The sequence below is a fragment of the Rathayibacter tanaceti genome (assembly GCF_001634385.1).
GTDB classification, from domain to species: domain Bacteria; phylum Actinomycetota; class Actinomycetes; order Actinomycetales; family Microbacteriaceae; genus Rathayibacter; species Rathayibacter tanaceti.
In genome coordinates this window covers 1-2,007 of the sequence record NZ_LIIN01000232.1, presented here as the reverse complement: position 1 = coordinate 2,007, position 2,007 = coordinate 1, and the positions used below count along the sequence as shown (strand labels likewise).

Genomic DNA, 2,007 nt, shown 5'->3' with positions numbered 1-2,007 from the left:
CGCCGACGGCGCCACCGGCGTCTCGGACGGCGCCGTGCAGCTCGCCGACGGCAGCCGCTCGCTCGCCACCGGGCTGGACTCGGCCGTCGCCCAGCTGCCGACCTACACCGACGCCGAGTCGAAGAACCTCGCCGACGTCGTCTCGGACCCGGTCGAGAACGCGAGCAGTACGGACGACCTGTTCGGGGCCTCCAGCGTCCCGTTCTTCGCGACGATCGCGCTCTGGCTCGGCGCGCTCGCGACGTTCCTCGTGCTCGCCGCCTTCTCGCACCGCGCGCTCTCCTCGACCCGCTCCTCCGCGGCGCTCGCCCTCTCCTCCTCCCTGCCCGCGATCGTGATCGGAGTCGTGCAGGGCCTCGCGGTCGCGATCGTGATGAGCAGCGTGGCGGGGCTGGACCCGGGCCGCTGGGTGGGCTTCGCGCTGCTCTCGATGCTGGCCGGCGCGTCGTTCGCCACCGTCAACCAGGGGCTGGTCGCGCTGCTCGGCGGCATCGGCAGATTCCTCTCGATGGTCGCGGCGGTGATCGGCCTCGGCGCGGGCATCATCTCGACGGTGCCCGGCCTGTTCGACGACGTGCTCGGGTTCCTGCCGCTGTCGGCAGCGCAGAACGCGCTTTCGGGAGTGGTCGAGGGCACAGAGGGGACGGCCGGCGCGGTCGTCGGACTGGTGATCTGGCTGCTGTTCGGCCTGCTGCTGACCGTCGCCGCCATCGCCCGGAGGCGTGTCACGTCGGTCCGCTCCCTGCGGCGCACCGCAGAGGCGTAGGACGGTCGGAGCGCGGTCGGACGGCCGCGCTCCGACACCTGTCGGTCATCGCGAGATGCCTCTCCCCCGAGGTAGGGGCGCTTGGCGCGAGGATCGCGCCGCGACCGCGCCTGGCGGACCTCTTCCGCAGTCCGGGGGTTACCCTGACGCGGTGGAGTCGGTACCGACGGAGATCCGGACACGACGGGTGTACAGCCCGTCCGTCGTCCTCCGTCTGCGAACCCTCCTCCTGCGACTGGTCTGCGCTGCACTGGCAGCGGTGATCATCCCGTTCGCCGTCCTGGCCGACCGGCGCGGCGTCCTCGACGAGTCGCTCCTCGCGATCGGCTTCCTCGCCGTCACCCTCGTGTTCGGCCTGGTCTCGGCCGTGTCGCTCTTCGCCGTCACGCCGACCCGCGTGATGACGACCGACACGCAGGTGGTCCTGATGCGCGGCCGCCACCGACGCGAGCAGTGGCCCCGCCGCTCCGTCCGCTTCATGGAGTCGGCCGACGGAGACGGTTTCGTCGCCTGGTGCCGTGGCGACGGGATCGAGGTCCGCTGCGCGCACTTCCTCCCCGACGATCTGGCCGCCCTGCGCGCCGATCTCGGAGCCGTTCCCTTCGTCCGCGACGCCGTGCCGCCCTCGGCCGCTGTGGGCAGCGCTCCCGTGCTCTTCCGCCCGCACCGCGCCCCACTGCGCTGGCGGGCCCTCGTGCTCGTCGCCGTCGCGACGGAGGCGTTCGCCGCGGGCGTCCTCTCCGTCGCCCTGGCCGGAGCGCCCGCTGCCGACCGCCTCCAGATCGCCGCAGGCGCCGTGATCGTGGCCCTCTCGCTGCCGCTCGGACTGCTGGCCGTGCGCCTGGCTCTGCGACCCGGCCTCCCGCGCACGATCGTCGTCTCGGAGTCCGCGATCCAGATCGACGGCCTGGTCTTCCCGCTCGACACGCTGCGCTCCCTGGTGGCCAGCGGCCCGAGTGGATCCCGCGGCCTGCGGCTGACCCTCACCGAGTTCAGCGGCCGGGTCACCGAGGTGCCGCTCGGGCTGCGCCTGCCGACCCTCGGACGCGAGCAGCTCTTCCCGGACTACCCGCTCCTGCTCGGCGTGCTGCGCGAGCGCACCGCCCCGCTGCCGGGCCTGCTGCGGATCGAGGGGTAGCGGAGGCGGCGGAGCGGATCTGCCGGGCGGCGCGGGGCCGCCGCTCACCTCGTCCATCCGGCGGCCCGCGCCCGTCGCGAGCGCGCGCCGGGACCAGGCCGGG

At 73.9% G+C, this 2,007-nt stretch carries 2 protein-coding genes; both read left to right on the top strand.

Translation table 11 applies throughout. The features are described from left to right. A partial coding sequence (locus ACH61_RS17650) for an ABC-2 transporter permease (protein WP_461786700.1) occupies positions 1-766 on the top strand: 766 nt, incomplete at its 5' end. 187 nt (positions 767-953) lie between these two features. Beyond that, positions 954-1,904 carry a hypothetical protein gene (locus ACH61_RS15225; RefSeq protein ID WP_068213678.1) on the top strand — a complete coding sequence of 317 codons (951 nt, stop codon included), beginning with the start codon at positions 954-956 and terminating at the stop codon, positions 1,902-1,904. Positions 1,905-2,007: the final 103 nt, after the last annotated feature.